10 protein-coding genes, 3 tRNA genes and 3 rRNA genes are annotated in these 17,331 nt (G+C 38.0%); 3 read left to right on the top strand and 13 right to left on the bottom strand.

Annotated features, from left to right (window positions below):
- Positions 1–102 precede the first annotated feature (102 nt).
- Positions 103–1,530, top strand: coding sequence for a UDP-N-acetylmuramate--L-alanine ligase (locus P2086_RS12130; protein WP_317897005.1), 1,428 nt, complete (start codon positions 103–105; stop codon positions 1,528–1,530).
- A 65-nt stretch (positions 1,531–1,595) separates the two neighbouring features.
- Here P2086_RS12130 and P2086_RS12125 read toward each other — a convergent pair whose 3' ends face one another.
- The 3 genes from P2086_RS12125 to P2086_RS12115 are packed head-to-tail and all read right to left on the bottom strand — an operon-like array spanning position 1,596 to position 3,960.
- Positions 1,596–2,234 carry a hypothetical protein gene (locus P2086_RS12125; protein ID WP_317897004.1) on the bottom strand — a complete coding sequence of 213 codons (639 nt, stop codon included), beginning with the start codon at positions 2,232–2,234 and terminating at the stop codon, positions 1,596–1,598.
- Complete coding sequence (locus P2086_RS12120) at positions 2,224–2,802, bottom strand: RNA polymerase sigma factor (RefSeq protein WP_317897003.1); 579 nt, start codon at positions 2,800–2,802, stop codon at positions 2,224–2,226. Before P2086_RS12120 ends, P2086_RS12125 begins: the two co-directional genes overlap by 11 nt.
- Entirely contained in the window at positions 2,803–3,960 is a 1,158-nt protein-coding gene (locus P2086_RS12115; RefSeq protein WP_317897002.1) for a hypothetical protein, read from the bottom strand. It abuts the gene before it with no gap.
- A gap of 136 nt (positions 3,961–4,096) precedes the next feature.
- Between P2086_RS12115 and P2086_RS12110 the strand changes: the two genes are divergently transcribed.
- A complete protein-coding gene (locus P2086_RS12110) occupies positions 4,097–4,672 on the top strand; it encodes an acyl carrier protein phosphodiesterase (RefSeq protein ID WP_317897001.1) in 576 nt (191 codons plus the stop codon).
- Between the two features lie 51 nt (positions 4,673–4,723).
- Here P2086_RS12110 and P2086_RS12105 read toward each other — a convergent pair whose 3' ends face one another.
- The 10 genes from P2086_RS12105 to P2086_RS12060 form a co-directional block, all read right to left on the bottom strand.
- Positions 4,724–7,132, bottom strand: coding sequence for an outer membrane beta-barrel protein (locus P2086_RS12105; protein WP_317897000.1), 2,409 nt, complete (start codon positions 7,130–7,132; stop codon positions 4,724–4,726).
- A gap of 63 nt (positions 7,133–7,195) precedes the next feature.
- A complete protein-coding gene (locus P2086_RS12100) occupies positions 7,196–7,963 on the bottom strand; it encodes a hypothetical protein (RefSeq protein WP_317896999.1) in 768 nt (255 codons plus the stop codon).
- Positions 7,953–8,513, bottom strand: a complete 561-nt coding sequence (locus P2086_RS12095) for a sigma-70 RNA polymerase sigma factor region 4 domain-containing protein (RefSeq protein WP_317896998.1) — start codon at positions 8,511–8,513, stop codon at positions 7,953–7,955. The genes P2086_RS12100 and P2086_RS12095 overlap by 11 nt, the downstream gene beginning before the upstream one ends.
- Positions 8,514–8,878: 365 nt before the next feature.
- Complete coding sequence (locus P2086_RS12090) at positions 8,879–10,384, bottom strand: T9SS type A sorting domain-containing protein (RefSeq protein ID WP_317896997.1); 1,506 nt, start codon at positions 10,382–10,384, stop codon at positions 8,879–8,881.
- A gap of 209 nt (positions 10,385–10,593) precedes the next feature.
- Positions 10,594–10,706, bottom strand: a 5S ribosomal RNA gene (gene rrf / locus P2086_RS12085).
- Positions 10,707–10,885: 179 nt separating this feature from the next.
- Positions 10,886–13,772 (bottom strand): 23S ribosomal RNA (locus P2086_RS12080).
- A gap of 306 nt (positions 13,773–14,078) precedes the next feature.
- Positions 14,079–14,155 (bottom strand) — tRNA-Glu (locus P2086_RS12075).
- A gap of 53 nt (positions 14,156–14,208) precedes the next feature.
- Positions 14,209–14,282, bottom strand: a tRNA-Ala gene (locus tag P2086_RS12070).
- Between the two features lie 44 nt (positions 14,283–14,326).
- Positions 14,327–14,400 (bottom strand) — tRNA-Ile (locus P2086_RS12065).
- 230 nt (positions 14,401–14,630) lie between these two features.
- A 16S ribosomal RNA gene (locus P2086_RS12060) occupies positions 14,631–16,152 on the bottom strand.
- Together the 16S, 23S and 5S rRNA genes with 3 tRNA genes alongside form the textbook arrangement of a ribosomal RNA operon.
- 718 nt (positions 16,153–16,870) lie before the next feature.
- On the opposite strand from P2086_RS12060, the gene P2086_RS12055 reads away from it, so the two are divergent.
- Complete coding sequence (locus P2086_RS12055; protein ID WP_317896996.1) at positions 16,871–17,281, top strand: single-stranded DNA-binding protein; 411 nt, start codon at positions 16,871–16,873, stop codon at positions 17,279–17,281.
- Positions 17,282–17,331 lie beyond the last annotated feature (50 nt).

The following is a 17,331-nucleotide window of genomic DNA, read 5'->3' as shown; positions in this document are numbered from 1 at the left end:
TAAGACCACTCAGGATACCGAAGAATTACAAATCCTTTCGTTTGTATTTAATCACACGGGCTTTTCGGGCAATAAGTTTGTTTGACAGCTAATAACAGCTTTTTGTGGATAATAATAAAAGAAAAAAAAGCCGGAACCTTACAAAAAGCTTTTCTTTATACCATGCAAAAACTACATTTAATTGCCATTGGGGGCAGTGCTATGCACAACATGGCTTTGGCTTTACACGAAAAGGGATTTATTGTTACGGGGAGCGACGACGAAATAAACGAACCAAGTAAAAGTCGTTTAGCAAAAGCAGGTTTACTGCCCGAAGAAATTGGCTGGTTTCCCGATAAAATTAAAGGCGATTTAAGTGCAGTAATCCTTGGCATGCATGCCCGTGAAGACAATCCTGAATTAATTCGTGCCCGACAAATGGGTTTAAAAATATACTCTTACCCCGAATACATTTACGAAGCCACCAAAGAAAAAACACGTATTGTAATAGGCGGAAGTCATGGCAAAACTACAATCACTGCTATGATTCTTCACGTTATGAACTTCTTGAAAATAGAAACGGATTATTTAGTAGGCGCTCAATTGGAAGGTTTTAATACGATGGTGAGTCTTACCAATACCGCACAGTATGCAGTAATAGAAGGAGACGAATATTTAGCATCCCCAATTGATAAACGTCCGAAATTTCATTTATACAAACCAAACATTGCTATTATTAGCGGCATTGCCTGGGATCACATCAATGTATTTCCAACCTTTGAAATTTATGTGGATCAGTTTAAAAAGTTTATCAATTTAATTGAACCTAACGGAAGTTTAATTTATTGTTCGGAAGATAAGGTGTTAGATGAAGTTTGTAGAACAACTAGCAACACTAAAATTGATAAGATGCCCTACTCTGTTCCAAAACATCAAATTGAAAATGGAACAACTTATTTATTGGTTAATGACCAAAAAATTCCATTACAAATTTTCGGCAATCACAATTTAATGAACCTAAATGGTGCACGCTTGGTTTGTAATAAAATAGGAATATTAAACACGCAATTTTACGAAGCAATTCAGTCCTTTAAAGGTGCCGCTAAACGACTAGAATTAGTGTACAAAAAAGATAATTTCAATTTTTACAAAGACTTTGCGCACTCGCCTTCCAAACTAAAGGCAACAACTGATGCTGTTAAAAAACAATTCACCAAACGTAAAATAATTGCTTGTATGGAATTGCACACTTTTAGCAGTTTAAACGAAGAGTTTCTGGCACAGTACAAAGATTCTATGAATCTTGCAGATGAAGCAATTGTTTATTTTAATCCGCACACTATCGCTCATAAAAAACTAAAAGAGATTACTCCTGAACAAGTGCATGCCTGTTTTAACCGCAAAGATTTAAGGGTATTTACAAAAAGCTCAGAAGTAACCGATTATTTAAAATCAAAAAAATGGAAAGACTCTGTTTTATTAATGATGAGCAGTGGAAATTTTGATGGAGTTGATTTTAACGGGTTGGCGCAGAATCTATCTCCCTCCTAAAATAGAAAAGATTTTCAGAGAACTAAATCTTGTTTTAAGTCATATCTATAATTTACTTTTTTTCATTACATCGAAACGAAACTAAATTTTCGCAAAAGGCTATCGTCTTTCATGCTATTTCCTCTTGTGGAGTTATTTAAGGATTCGAGTTCTAGTAGTGGTGGCGATTCCAATTTACCTAATATTTGATTGGCATCATTTCTAAATAAATTATCAGAATGCATTGGTTCTTTCTTAGACGCAGTTTTTGCCTCTTTATAACGGTAAACCGTATCATGAATTATTTCAGGGTTTGAGGCTATTTCTCTTTCTATGTAAACGGTGTCAACGCTAGCAATTACATTTAATGTGCGTTCCTTTTTCAAATCAAAAATCTGGTAAAACAACCAGCCCGAAATCAGAAATAGAAAAATAGCTGCTGCTTGCCATAAATTAGCCATACGCCATTTTTTAGAAGTGTGCAATTTCTTTAAGTGGTAAGAGTCAAATTCTCCCATCACCATGTCTTTTCTCGCTGATTTAAAATTAGAATCAACATGAGAAACCAACTTTACACTTACGCTTGCTTGATGCATTTGTTCGTAATCTGATTCCGAAAAATGTTTTAAAACTTCTTCTTTTTGAGAAATGCTAAGTTCTGCAAAAGAAAATTTTTCAATCCAATCGAAAGTAATTACAGGTACTTTTTCAAAATTAATATTCATGGCTAAAATCTTTTAATTGTTGTGCTAATTTTTTAAGGAGATAATAAATACCAGATTTAACAGAGCCTTCAGGTATATTCATTATTACTGATATTTCTTTAATTCCAAGTTCTTGCTCAAACCGCAAACTGTATATGTTTTTTTCTTTTTCACTTAATCCAACATAGATTAATTGTATTCTTTCTTTTAGGAGTTTAAAATCAGATGTACTATTTAATTCTGCTTTTTCGTCTTTGAACGGAATAACATTTTCTCGTAATATTCTTAGGCGATTTTTTTCATCTCTTAGATAATGTTTACAACGGTTAGAGGTGATTACATAAATCCATGTTGAAAATTTTTTATCCAGATCAAAGCGATTGTGATTATCTATGAGTTTAATAAACACTTCCTGTACAATATCTTCAGCGCACTGAACATCTTCAACGAACCCACGGGCAAACCAAACCAACTTATTAAAGTAACGATCATAAAGAATCTCAAAAGCATTTCTTTCAGCTTTTGAGATTCTTTCCATTAATTGTTCATCCGTTAAAGAAAGATAATCAGTCCTACTTATTCGAAACATCTAATACGATTGAATATGCTTTATAACTTCGGCTTCATTTTCTGTTCCTTTGCTAACTAATTTAAGTTTAGCTTTAATCCAATCACATTTTAAATTATCCCCTGCTAACTTGTAATGGTCGTATAAAGTTAGCATTGGTATAATGTAATTACCATTAATCATGGTAACCATATCTGGAGATATTTCATTATAAAAAACCTTGTCTAAATAATCGAAAGCAAAATTGTATTCAAAATTTTTTTTAAGAAACGCAACATTATCAATTGCTTGCTTTTCATAAACGTAGGCTAAACCAGTTAAGTAAAGATTTTCTTGAATGTTTTTTGTGTATTTGTCTTCACATGCTAATGTTAACGCTAAATAGGTTGGATAATTTTTCATATTAGAGGCGACATTTTTCACAACATGACTCTTAAAAAATTCAAAATCTGATTTTTCTAGATCTGATACGTGATCAATTTTTTCTATACCAAGTTCTTGAAAAACTTTTTCCCGATAATAATCCAGTAGAATCAAACTAAGATTTACAACGTGTACATCTTTACGAATGCCTTTCGCCTGAAGGTACCAAATAGGATAGGTATCATTGTCGCCCAGTGTGAGCAAAATGGCATCTTTCTCAAGTCCAACCAATACATTATAATTGTAATAGATAATTCCAATGGAAAACAAACCTGCCTCAAACTTTTTTATTGAGTACGTATCACGATCAGATATGTTCCTGTTCAGTTCTCCCTGATTTATCATGTAATCTATATGTTCAGTTCTATCAGGCCCTAACTCTGCCGCTTTTTTTAAATACTGAATTTGTTTTTGATCGTGATTCCCCATCTGCCATTTACAAATATTGTATTCATAGCTATCTGGTATTGCTTTTTCCATTTCATTCACTATTTTTTTAACCAGCTCCCATCTTTCCTCCCTTTTTTTAGCAATGGTATCATTAAACATCATGTTACGGTTGGCATAATAATAATTGTACCATGCACCGGCATTTTTTGGGTTTTGATCCACAACTTTTTTCCACGCGGCAGATTGTTCCTGATAATAGGACAAAGGTTTTTGCTGATGAGCGTTTCCATATATCTTTTCCGGCTTTTGTGCACTAACTACAAAAGATAAACTTGTGATAAATAAGAAGAGTGTTACTTTTTTCATATAAGTCGTTTTAATTTATATGCGCAGGAAGAAATAAGGTTCAAATTCGCGATTATTTTTATTGTCTGTTCGTTAAAGGAATCAAAGTAGCTCGAATTAGGTTTTTTTAGCATATTTTATTCCTAAATTTAGTGCTATGAACTACCTGGCTCACGCTTTCCTCTCTAATAACAACAAAGATCTTTTAATAGGCAACTTCATTGCTGATCATATTCGCGGGAATGACTTCAGCAAATATAGTCCCGAAGTTGTTAAAGGAATTCAATTGCACAGACAAATAGATAGTTTTACGGACGCACACCCAGAGTTTAAAAAAAGTAAACGTTTTTTTTATAAAGGTTTTGAAAAGTATAGTGGAATTTTAATTGATATTTATTTCGATTATTTTTTAGCAAAGAACTTCCAAAAACATTCTTCTATTCCACTTGATGAATTTTCAAAAAACGTTTACAAAGTGTATTTAGAAAGCGAACATCTATTACCTGAAAGCAGTTCTCGTTTTCTGGAATACGTAATTAAAAACAACGTTTACCTCTCGTACGCTTCACTAAAAGGCATTGAAACAGTTTTGTTCCATCTTTCACACCGAATTAAACACAATGTAAGGTTAGATGAATCCGTGAAAATATTACAAGAAAAAGAAAAAGACCTTCAAAGTAGTTTTGATGTCTTTTTTATTGATGTTTGTTCCAATTTTAATTTCATTTCCTAAATAAAATCTTCAAATTAATAGCTTTACAAATATACTTTCACTTCTCTTCTTCTAATGTTTCATCCTATCTTTCTCATCCTCGTTACTACTTAGATCCCTGCGCTCCACCTTTATTTTGCCAAAATTATAACTTAAACTTATTCTAAATCTCCTCGAATCATTTCTTTGGCTTATTGTCCAATGTTGATTTTGAAAACTAACCCGATTTCTATTAATAAACGTATAAAAAATATCATCTAATCCCACAACAACATCTAATTTTTCTTTTAGAACTTTAATTTTGTAGGCCAAATTTATTGACCATCTGGGCTGAACAACAAATACCCCCAAAGGCTGCGCGCCAACATATTGTCCAATTATTTCGATCTTCGATTTCTTACTAAGAATTAATTCATTTCTTAGCATGGCAGATGAAGAATAACCCGAAGTGCTATAGTCAATGTCATTTACCTTACCTTTAAAACTAAGATACGATAAAGTAATATTTCCACTTAACACCCACCAGTTCTTAAGTTTAAGTTCACAGAACAAGGTATAACCAAGTGTTTGACTATTCTTTATATTTGAGATGTATTCTATAATTTCTTTACTGGAATCATTCTGTAGCGTATAATTTAACAGATAATTATTTACGTGGGAATACGCCAGAGCGTTAGACACAACTTGTTTGTATACATGGGTTAATTCAAAACCATGACTGTTCTCGGGAAGAACATTTGGATTTCCCTTTGACCCCGTGAGTAAATTACCCCAAACAAATTTATAAGGATAAAAAGCATAACTCTCAGGTCTGTTAATTCGTTTATTATAACTCAGTTCAATATTATTATTTTTATTCAACTCAGCTTCAATACTTATTACAGGAAAAAGATTAAAATAGTCCTGAGATTTTTTGAAATTTTTATCTGGACTATTCATAGTAATACGCGTGTTTTCAGCACGAACCCCAAGAGATAATTCCAATATATCAAAATCTTTTTCAATGTTGAAATAGGCCGCTAAAATCTGTTCCTTGTAATTAAATTGATTCGAATAATTGGTATCTAAGATGTATTCTCCACTTGTTATATCATTATTTTCAAACACGTATTTCTTTCTGAGTTCCTGACTTCCCACCTTTATTCCTGCTTGTATTTCCGTCGATTCTGACAAAGGAGATTCAAAATCAAGTTTAGCTGATAAAAGATTCAAATCCTCGCGCAAAAAAGTTTTGAAAACACGTGGGTCACTTACTTCATCATTACCATTTAAAAAGCGGTGATCAAAACCTCCTTTATAGTCATCCCAGTTTGGACTATAATCCACTGAAAAAATTAGTTTACTTCCAAGCGTGTCGAATAAATGTTCGGCATTCACATTATAGTTTATATAATTCCACACATTTAGCATCGTATTATCATAATTCATTCTATCATATATGCTTCCATCATTAAAAAAAGTTTGTCCAACGGACCTTGATGCTTCGTTACCAGGTTCAATTGTTATTTTTGCACCAATAATGTTTTTTTCATTTAACTGCCAGTCAACTCCTGCGTTTATCATAAACTCAAAATCAAGTTCAGTTTCTAATTGTTTTTGATTCAGGTCGCTTGTAATAGAATCGTAAGTAATGATCCTATTGAAATTATTTGCCGAGAAAAATTTACCATACCCAGTAGAAACATCACCAAATAAAACAAACCGTTTTGTTTTATAATTGAGTGAAAGGTTGGCCTCGCCACCAGGATAAAACCCCTGTGAACCTGATAGGGAAGCGTTTCCGTTAAACCCCACAACTCTTATCTTTTTAGTCTTAATATTAATTAATCCTGCAGTACCAGCTGCGTCATATTTTACAGGTGGATTTTTTAAGACCTCAATTTTTTCAATAGAAGAGCCACTAATACCTTTTAATATATTTACCAGTTGACGGTACGACACTTGCTGTATACGATCATTGATCATTACCTTCACACCATTTCTCCCTTGGATAGAAATTCCATCTTCGTTAACCGCAACACCTGGCAATTTTATAATTAAATCGTATGCTGAATTACCAGCCGCCAAAGCACTATTCTCAACATTAACGATAATGTTTCCATTTTTAAATTCAAAGGCGCGTTTAAGAGTACTTACCGAAACTTCAGCTAGATCAACACCCTTAAGGTTTTTTAAACGAATGAACCCTGTTTCCATATTTACATTTGAATCTAATTGAAAAGTAGATTCAATCTTTTCTTCAAATCCCATTGCAGAAAATTTCAACATATAACTTCCTGGATTTAAATTCTCAAAAGAAAAGTACCCATTTTCAGTAGTAACAGTAACTTTATAAATTGCACTATCTTTTGCATTTAACATGGCGACTGGAACGAATGCTACAGGTGCGTTCAAGGAATCTAAAACCCTTCCGGCTACTGACTGTGAAGAAAGTTTATAGCACGATAAAAGAAGCCATGCAAGGGTAATAAACCTTATCATAATTTGATTTGTTTTAATACTTTAATTAGAAATAATTATCCAGCCAATGTGGAATATCTTTGTCTATCGGCTTTTTCCGTACTTTCCTTTTCTCAATTTAAATGTTCCGTTTCGAAAAAAAAGCTTACCCTTTTTCCTCTTTGCAACCTTGGTTTTATTTTCAGGTTGAATTGGTTTTACTCTTTTTGAAGATTTGCTTTGGTTGCTGTTTGAGACGAGTACAGATGCTGTTGTTTTCTTTTGAGAAATAGTATCTAAAGAATCAACATTAGCTATGGTTAAAGGCATATTCATGTTTTTTGCCTCAGAATCTGATACTTCATATTTTAAAATACTATCGGTTGAATTTCTTTTAGATAAAGTAGTTGCCAAAGCTTTTTTTCGATTTTTTTTATTTACTACTTGAAATTTGTTTTTCACTGAATGCCTATTCGCAAATTTAGGAGAGGCGGATCTATTTTCTAACTGATCTGCCGGTGCATTTTTTACAGAATATGTTGTTGTTGGCAATCTAAACATCAACTTCTTTTGTTCCTCTGTTTTCATCATAGGATCCGAATTTTCTTCTTTACTGATCATGTCAAATAATGGATCAATGTGCCTGTAAAAACTGTTTACACATACGAAGAAAGACAAAAGAAAAAATCCCAAATTGAGCCAGCGAGCATAAATAAAAGTGGAGTGCGGTTTTTTACTCATAGTCTGTTTAGTTACAATCGCCAAAACTTCCTTATTTTTAGAATTGTTCTCAAAATCAAGATTTAGAAAAGCTTCATTCAACAAGCTATCCAACTCTTTTTGTGATATATGTCCGAATCTATTATTTTCCACCGTTAATCTTGTTTAAAGTTTCATTCATATCATCAAATAATTTCCTTTTAAGTCGCGCGTAATAAACCTTTAATTGTTTCTCTGGCTTATTCACAAATTTGCTGATTTCACTGTAAGGAATGTCTTGTCCCCGCATCAAGAGTAATACTCTCTCCCAATCTTCCATCTTGTCCAACAGGGTTTGTAACAAATTTAATTTAGGATTTGTCTCCGTTGCAAGCTCTTCGTTAACACATTCAAAATCTTTCAATTCTATCTCGAAGTTTCTACTTTCGAAAGACTTATTATCCCTGAAGTAGTTTCTCAAATAATTTATGTATGTTTTAAAAACAAATGCATTTCGTTTTGATTCATTTTCGAAACTATATCTATCGTAAACGTCGGCAATCCTATAAATCGTTTTATAAACGAGATTCATTGAATCATCTTCAGGTACGTTATAATTTTTACGCGTATACGCCATCAATTTCGCCGCATATACCACATAAAGCTCCTGTATTACCTTTTGTGAGTCAATATAAATATCTATTTGTTTTATAGCAGTGCTCATTTACCAGCTATTAACTATAACACTATTTGGTAACAGGTAAGAAATAATAAGAATGGAATGTTTAATTAAAACGTAAAATAGGCAATCTTAGTTTGTAAAAACAAATCTTTGGATTAATTCATCAGTTTTGGATCCTGAACTAACAACAACGTAAAAGCCTTTTATATTTCTATGAAGCATTTCCCCATAGTTATACGGACTAGATTAGGTATGGTCTGCTGTAGGCAATCTGTGAGGGAAAAAAATAAAATTAAGATTACTGAGCTGTATCAGCGGCATTCCATATCCATTCATTCGCTTAACCTATCTTTGAATGTTAATCCTTGTCCATTTCGGGCAAACTCACACTAAATGAAATTAAACGGTCATAGCTTTATAATCTTGGTATACGCAATACTGTCCCCTTTCCTGAGTTTTAGAATATATAGGCCTGGCGGAAGATGTCCGATAGCAATGGTTGAGGCGGGTTGAAAAATACTTTGGACAGTGGTTCCGTCAGCCGAAATTATACTTATCTCATCTATCGGAGCGCTTATAGTCAGCTCGTCTTTTGCCGGGTTGGGATATACGGAAAAATCGCTTAATTCATATTTTGGTAATCCCACAGCATAATAAGTACCGCAAACATTACCGCCAATGCTCGAGTACCCTAGGCTCAAATAGCTATTGCTCTGGCCCATGTTCTTGAAAGTTGCTACATTCATGTAGTACATTCCTATGCCATTGGCATAATATTTAGTCGGAAGAGTCATATTATATGCATCACTATTTCCGATACAGGCACAGCTGCTGCAATATCTTGCTGCTAAAGCTTTACCCATATATACGAGGCGATTTCCGCAATTGGTCGTAGAATAACCTTCAGTCCGCGTTTCAAAACCCTCTCCGTACGAGCCCAATTTAGCTAAAGGGTAAGATTTGTGATCCAGCCTGTTATATGGAAATCCAATAATGTCGGAGTTTTTTTGAAACGTCAGCGTGTTAGGGTAAGCATCGACAACCAAACAGGCATTAAGTGGTGCATTGCCAGTATTAAATATAGACTTATTAAAGGTGATCGTTACCGAGTCGGCCGTTTCCTGTCTTGAAACAATGCGATAACTCCACACATAATAACATGCCATTGAATTGCTTCCAAAATATTGTAAACTGTCTCCTGGCTGGAAAGGATAAAGGTCTTCGAAACGCATCTGGTAGATGCCGATTAGTGGATTTAATTGTCCCTGTAATACAAAATGTTTTTCTACACCAGGGAAGTGATACGTATCAATAAAGCTGATTAGTCCGGTTTCCTTTGATAACTTGATCTGTTTACCTTGCAAGGCTGAATTCACTACCTGATTCAAACTGTTAAAGTGCAGTATCGTGAATGTCTTTACAGTATCGTTGACAGAATAAATTGTTTCATTTTGAGTCTGTGTCGCCTTGATAAAATACTTGTCGGTATTATTTTCATAGAATTTTGCAGAATCACCCAGCTGGATTGAAAAATCGAAATCAAGGGTATCACCCACATAGTTTTTCAAAAGAAGGTGTTGTGAGAGACTGTCATATATGATTTGCGCGCCAAGCCAAGTGGTATCGGCAATCAGCATAGCGCCTCCGCCCCAGAAACCACAATTTGTCGCACTTACAGCTGAAGCTGGCTGTTTCGAGGTAAAATACTGATAAAAGATAGTTTTACCTGGTGCTGGATGATGGCTTGAATCCGCATAGAAAAAGTAACTGTTATCAGTGGCGGTTGCCGAGTTGTAAAAACGCTTCGTAACATTTGCGTTAAAAGGCGAAAAATTCTGCGCAACTATTACGCTGGAAATAAAAAGAAAAAGTACTGTAGTCTTTATTTTGAGTGATTTGTATAAAGCAGTCATGACTATGGGTTTATTTGTACCAAATATACAATTAAAACCGAATTTTAGGTCTTACAAATTTATAAGTGGTTTCATTCAGTTCACAGAGGCCCTTTTTTTAAAACCGGAGCTTGCCTTGTGAGACACTCTTCGATCTCGCTCAGCACGAGTACAAACTATTATAAACGCAAAAAGCCTCGCTATTACTAGCAAGGCTTTTTGACTTTTAAAATTGGCATCGACATACTCTCCCGGGCTTTAGACCAAGTACCATCTGCGCAGGTGGGCTTAACTTCTCTGTTCGGAATGGGAAGAGGTGATCCCCACCGCAATAGACGCCATAAAGGGATCATTATTTCGGGTTGATTATTATTTATTTCGGGTTTAGAACCCGGAATAAAACAACTCGTAATAATTAATAAATTAAAACAATATTGAATAAAGACACAAGAGATTAATTAAGATATCGGGCCTGAAGTAGAAAGTAAACTTTCACTTCAGGCTCAATCTTAAAATATTTTTTTAAGAAAGCTTACGGACAATTAGTACTACTCGACTTTGACATTACTGCCTATACATCTGTAGCCTATCAACGTGGTAGTCTACCACGATCCTTATAAAGAAAACTTATCTTGAGGTGAGTTTCGCACTTAGATGCTTTCAGCGCTTATCTCATCCAAACATAGCTACCCTGCGGTGCTTCTGGCGAAACAACAGGTACACTAGCGGTTTGTCCGACTCGGTCCTCTCGTACTAGAGTCAGGGCCCCTCAATTTTCTAACGCCCACAACAGATAGGGACCGAACTGTCTCACGACGTTCTGAACCCAGCTCGCGTGCCACTTTAATCGGCGAACAGCCGAACCCTTGGGACCTTCTCCAGCCCCAGGATGTGACGAGCCGACATCGAGGTGCCAAACCCCCCCGTCGATATGAGCTCTTGGGAGGGATCAGCCTGTTATCCCCAGCGTACCTTTTATCCTATGAGCGATGGCCCTTCCATGCGGAACCACCGGATCACTATATCCTACTTTCGTACCTGCTTGGCTTGTCGGCCTCACAGTCAAGCCCGCTTATGCTATTGCGCTCTACGTACGGTTACCAAGCGTACTGAGCGGACCTTTGAAAGCCTCCGATACCCTTTCGGAGGCGACCACCCCAGTCAAACTACCCACCAAACAATGTCCTCTTTGCAGAGTTAGAATTCTAGTAAGTAAAGGGTAGTATTTCACATTTCGGCTCCACAATGGCTAGCGCCACTGCTTCAAAGCCTCCTACCTATTCTACACATCACTTACCCGAACTCAATGTTAAGCTATAGTAAAGGTGCATGGGGTCTTTCCGTCCCGTTGCGGGTAATCAGCGTCTTCACTGATACCACAATTTCACCGAGCTCGTGGCTGAGACAGAGCGGAGATCGTTACACCATTCGTGCAGGTCGGAACTTACCCGACAAGGAATTTCGCTACCTTAGGACCGTTATAGTTACGGCCGCCGTTTACTGGGGCTTCGATTCAAAGCTTCTCTTGCGATGACCTCTCCTCTTAACCTTCCAGCACCGGGCAGGTGTCAGGCCTTATACTTCAACTTTCGTTTTTGCAAAGCCCTGTGTTTTTGTTAAACAGTCGCCACCGCCATTTCTCTGCGGCCAGCATTGCTGCTGGCACCCCTTCTCCCGAAGTTACGGGGTTAATTTGCCTAGTTCCTTAGCCACGGATCACTCGAGCGCCTTAGTATATTCTACTTGACTACCTGTGTCGGTTTGCGGTACGGGTAATACTCACCTGAAGCTTAGAAGTTTTTCTCGGAAACATACTTGGATGCATATCCTCTCCTCTGACGAGTTAAGGTACTTTCGACTTTCAGAATCCTGGCGGATTTACCTACCAAGAAAAACCCTACGGTCTTAAACGAACTATTCCGTCAGTTCGTCGCATTTACGTTTTTTCGTCTCTCCATCGCAGTGGTATTAGTACTGGAATATTAACCAGTTGTCCATCGATTACGCCGTTCGGCTTCACCTTAGGACCCGACTAACCCTGAACCGATTATCGTTGTTCAGGAAACCTTAGTCTATCGGCGAATAGGTTTCTCGCCTATTTTATCGTTACTTATGCCTACATTTGCTTTTCTAACCGCTCCAATAGCGCTTACGCAACTTCTTCAACGCAGTTAGAATGCTCCCCTACCAGACAATACTTGACGTATTGAATCCAAAGCTTCGGTACTATACTTGATGCCCGAGTATCATCCACGCCCAATCGCTCGACCAGTGAGCTGTTACGCACTCTTTAAATGAATGGCTGCTTCCAAGCAAACATCCTGGCTGTCAATGCAATCGGACCACGTTATATCAACTTAGTATAGATTTTGGGACCTTAGCTGTTGGTCTGAGTTCTCCCTCTCTCGTCCGTGGGCCTTAGCACCCACGGGCTCACTGCAGAGTATATCTTATAGCATTCGGAGTTTGTCAGGACTTGGTAGGAATCGCTTCCCCCGCATCCAATCAGTAGCTCTACCTCTATAAGACTTAACCTCTACGCTGTCCCTAAAGACATTTCGGGGAGTACGAGCTATTTCCCAGTTTGATTAGCCTTTCACCCCTACCCACAGTTCATCCGGAAGCTTTTCAACGCTTATCGGTTCGGACCTCCATTCCGGGTTAACGGAACTTCATCCTGACCATGGGTAGATCACAAGGTTTCGCGTCTGCCTCTACTGACTATACGCCCTATTCAGACTCGCTTTCGCTGCGGTTTACGTCCCTGAAGGACTTAACCTTGCCAGTAAAGAGCAACTCGTAGGCTCATTATGCAAAAGGCACGCTGTCACCCCACTTAAGGGCTCCAACCGCTTGTAAGCGCATGGTTTCAGGTTCTATTTCACTCCGCTGTTCGCGGTTCTTTTCACCTTTCCTTCACAGTACTAGTTCACTATCGGTGTCTTAGGAGTATTTAGCCTTACCGGATGGTGCCGGCAAATTCCTACAGGGCGTCTCCGACCCCGCAGTACTCAGGATACTACTAGGTATAAAAATCATTTCGTGTACGGGATTATCACCCTCTATGATTGGCCTTTCCAAACCTATTCCACTATGACTTTTAAGTCCACATTGTAGTCCTATAACCCCAGCGTAACCGTAATTACTCTGGTTTAGGCTCTTGCGCGTTCGCTCGCCACTACTTGCGCAATCATTATTTATTTTCTTCTCCTGCTGTTACTTAGATGTTTCAGTTCACAGCGTTTGCTCCTATTGCTAGGTGACATGTCTTCAACATGCCGGGTTGCCCCATTCAGAAATCTTCGGATCAATTCGTATTTGCCAATCCCCGAAGCTTATCGCAGCTTATCACGTCTTTCTTCGCCTCTAAGACCCAAGGCATCCTCCATGCGCCCTTATTTACTTTCTTCTTTTGTTATCTCAATGTAATTAAATACCTCAAGCAACACGGTAAGCAGCTTTTGCTCCGCTTACCAAAGAATTTCGTTTTTTTTAATGGTTTCTGTCCATTTATCATGTGTTTAACTTCATGATTTAAAATAGATCTTTTATTTAAAAAAGTCTATCTGTTGTTCACCAAAATTATTTTGCAATAAAATTGGCTCTCGTGTCTTTATCAATATGTCAATGAACGTATTTCATTTGTTGATTTTTTAATTTTTAGAATTTTTGAATAAATCAAAAATTCTAAAATTCAGTAATTCAACAACTGAATTGGTGGAGAATATCGGAGTCGAACCGATGACCTTCCCGAGTGAAACTCGGGACGCTCTTCCATTGAGCTAGTTACCCTGGTGTTCTTATTTCAATCTAAAATCTTTACCGTTGTAAAGAAGTAATTTTTGTGGAGAATATCGGAGTCGAACCGATGACCTCCTGCGTGCAAGGCAGGCGCTCTAGCCAGCTGAGCTAATCCCCCATTATCTTAGGGAGTTTATTCAGCTTCCCAAAATTCAAGCTTTGTAGTCCCGAGCGGATTTGAACCGCTGACCCCTACATTATCAGTGTAGTGCTCTAACCAACTGAGCTACGGGACTGTTTTAGATTTACAATCTTTAAATTTACAATTGACGATTTTTTTCAATTTCTTCAATCGTAAATTGTCAATTTGTAAATTGTCAATCCGCGTAAAGCAGTTCGCTTTAGCCTTTCACCCAGCTCTTGTCTTGGGTTTCTCTTTCAAGATTTTAAAAAAAGATTGATAAACTTTAATAGTAAGTAATTATATATTACTTGCATAACACCCTTGTTTGAGGGATGGCTCCAGAAAGGAGGTGTTCCAGCCGCACCTTCCGGTACGGCTACCTTGTTACGACTTAGCCCCAATTATCGGTTTTACTCTAGGCGGCGCCTTACGGCTACCGACTTTAAATACTCCCAACTTTCATGGCTTGACGGGCGGTGTGTACAAGGCCCGGGAACGTATTCACCGCGCCATTGCTGATGCGCGATTACTAGCGAATCCAGCTTCATGGGGTCGAGTTGCAGACCCCAATCCGAACTGAGACTATTTTTGAAGATTTGCATCATGTTGCCATGTAGCTGCCCTCTGTAATAGCCATTGTAGCACGTGTGTAGCCCAGGACGTAAGGGCCGTGATGACTTGACGTCATCCCCACCTTCCTCACCGCTTGCGCGGGCAGTTCCAATAGAGTCCCCGACATGACTCGCTGGCAACTATTGGTAGGGGTTGCGCTCGTTGCGGGACTTAACCCAACACCTCACGGCACGAGCTGACGACAGCCATGCAGCACCTAGTTTCGGGTCATTGCTGACTGACTCCTTTCAGAATCATTCCCTAACTTTCAAGCCCTGGTAAGGTTCCTCGCGTATCATCGAATTAAACCACATGCTCCTCCGCTTGTGCGGGCCCCCGTCAATTCCTTTGAGTTTCACCGTTGCCGGCGTACTCCCCAGGTGGATTACTTATCGCTTTCGCTAAGCCACTAAAGGTTGCCCCCTAGCAGCGAGTAATCATCGTTTACAGTGTGGACTACCAGGGTATCTAATCCTGTTTGATCCCCACACTTTCGAGCCTCAGTGTCAGTTATAGTTTCGTCAGCTGCCTTCGCAATCGGTGTTCTATGACATCTCTATGTATTTCACCACTACATGTCATATTCCGCCAACGGCAACTATACTCAAGCCCTACAGTATCAATGGCAATTTCTGGGTTAAGCCCAGAGATTTCACCACTGACTTATAAGGCCACCTACGCTCCCTTTAAACCCAATGAATCCGGATAACGCTTGCATCCTTCGTCTTACCGCGGCTGCTGGCACGAAGTTAGCCGATGCTTATTCTCACCATACTATCAGCCCCCTACACGTAGGGGGGTTTTCTCCGGTGTAAAAGCAGTTTACAACCCATAGGGCCGTCTTCCTGCACGCGGCATGGCTGGATCACCCTTGCGGGCATTGTCCAATATTCCTTACTGCTGCCTCCCGTAGGAGTCGGATCCGTGTCTCAGTATCCGTGTGGGGGTTAATCCTCTCAGATCCCCTACTGATCGTCGCCTTGGTGAGCCGTTACCTCACCAACTAGCTAATCAGGCGCATACTCATCTTTAACCGCCGGAGCTTTCAAATCTAAATGATGCCATTCAGACTATTATGGGGCATTAATCCGGATTTCTCCGGGCTATTCCCCTGTTAAAGGCAGATTGTATACGTGTTACGCACCCGTGCGCCGGTCGCCAGCGAATATTGCTATCCCTGCTGCCCCTCGACTTGCATGTATTAGGCCTGCCGCTAGCGTTCATCCTGAGCCAGGATCAAACTCTCCATTGTAAAAAAAGTTTGTCCTTTAAGATCCATCCACATCGCTGTGAACTTCAACTCGCTAAATGCTCATTTCATATCTTAAGGACGTAATGTTGTCTTTTGCAACATCCCTCAAGGGCTAGTTATTATATATCGCTATATAAAAATTAAAGCTTTTGTGTTTGTTCGTAATACTACTTTATTTAAAAAGTGAATCACTTACCATTATTGTTTATCAATCTTTTCAATGAACGTCTATATTTAGTGACTAGTGATAAGTTATTAGTGATTAGTTTCCTAATCCCTAAACCCTTACTGCTAATCTCAAAATGTCAAACTCTGAACGTGTTCCCGACTTCCTTTCTACCTCTTTTTCTTTCCTTGTTCGTTTCGGGGGTGCAAAATTACATATCTTTTTCTCAACCACCAAATATTTTTTAATCTTTTTTAAAAATATTTTCTCTCCTCTATTCCCGTGGAATCAATTCCACGCATTCCCTAGGAATAAATTCCTAGTCTATATATTGTTGCATCCTCAATTACTCAAAAAACGGGACGCCAAAAGTACACAGCCTTTTTGCATTTTCCAAATGTTTTGGGAGAAATTGTTGATAACTAGTTTTAATGTTAAAAAGAGTTTTGTCTTAAAATTAAGTCTCTTTTTAAATGTAAATTTGAGGTTGGTCCCTGTATCTAGTGAGATCGAAAGGGAACTCTACTACATGAACATTATTTTTAACATAAAATGCCAGGCGTAAACAAAGTAATACTCATAGGAAATTTGGGGAAAGACCCCGAACTAAAATACCTTGATGGAAACATAGCAAAACTAAGCTTCAGTCTTGCTACAAGCGAATTTTATAAAGATAACGCTGGAAATCAAGTTGAACACACGGAGTGGCACAACGTTGTACTTTGGAGGTTTCAAGCAGAAAATGCGGCAAAACTATTAAAAAAAGGTACACAAATTTATGTTGAGGGGAAACTTCAAACACGGCACTGGATCGACAAACAGGGACTCAAAAAGAACATTACCGAAATTATTGGGGAAAGTTTTTTAGTACTTCAAAGAAAAGAAAATTCAAGTGCCGATACAAAAACCAGTTTTGAGTCTAAACTTGATATAAACTCTGACAACAAAGGATTGCCTTATTAACAGCATAATTGTAAAATTACAAATCGTTACAAACGAAAAACTCTCACAGC

Origin of the sequence: Aurantibacillus circumpalustris (genome assembly GCF_029625215.1) — a bacterium.
Lineage (GTDB): Bacteria > Bacteroidota > Bacteroidia > B-17B0 > Aurantibacillaceae > Aurantibacillus > Aurantibacillus circumpalustris.
The sequence above is the reverse complement of the archived record's forward strand: the minus strand, read 5'-3'. Positions and strand labels throughout refer to the sequence as shown.